The sequence below is a fragment of the Streptomyces sp. P5F9 genome, assembly GCF_057961495.1.
The window spans coordinates 497-1,100 of sequence record NZ_JBXVPZ010000954.1 but is presented as its reverse complement, the minus strand read 5'-3'; the positions used below and the strand labels follow the sequence as shown (position 1 = coordinate 1,100).

2 protein-coding genes are annotated in these 604 nt (G+C 71.5%); one reads left to right on the top strand and one right to left on the bottom strand.

Translation table 11 applies throughout. The features are described from left to right. A partial coding sequence (locus tag AC31A1_RS51770) for a ketopantoate reductase family protein (RefSeq protein WP_489659970.1) occupies positions 1-316 on the top strand: 316 nt, incomplete at its 5' end. A gap of 30 nt (positions 317-346) precedes the next feature. On the opposite strand, the gene AC31A1_RS51765 is transcribed toward AC31A1_RS51770, so the two are convergent. Next, positions 347-604, bottom strand: a 258-nt coding sequence (locus tag AC31A1_RS51765; protein WP_489659969.1) for a GNAT family N-acetyltransferase, incomplete at its 5' end; no start/stop codon positions are given.

Here is a 604-nt window from a genome sequence, read left to right as displayed (position 1 = left end):
CCTCACCACCCGCTACGCCCTCCCCCTGGGCGACGTACGCACGTGCCACCGCGAGGAGTTGACGGCCCTGCTGGAGGAGACGGCGGCGGTGAGCCGCTCGTACGGCGGCCCCTCGGACGCGGCAGGCGCACTGGCCCGCTACGACACGTTCCCTCCGCAGACCAAGTCGTCGATGCAGCGCGACGCGGAGGCGGGCCGCCCGCTCGAACTGGACGCGATCGGCGGGGCGTTGCTGCGGGCGGCGGAACGGCAAGGCATCACGGTGCCGGTAACGGCAAGGCTGGTAAGGGAGTTGGAGACCCGGACCACCAACTGACGGACGGGTCCCCGTCGAACGGCCGGCGGGTCACCCTTGGAGATCGACCCGCCAGTCGTTGGACGTGAGCCAGTGCCCCTTGGGGTACTCGAACTCCACCTCACCGACCAGGGTGAACCCGGCTTTCCGGCACACCGAGTTCGACGCGGAATGGCCGACGCTCGGAAAGGCGTGCAGATACCGGTTCCCCCCGGCGGCCCGTGCCACGTCGACAACGGCACGGGCCGCCCGGGCAGCGAGCCCGCGCCCCTGGAACTCGGGCAGGACACCCCACCCGGTCTCCCACAC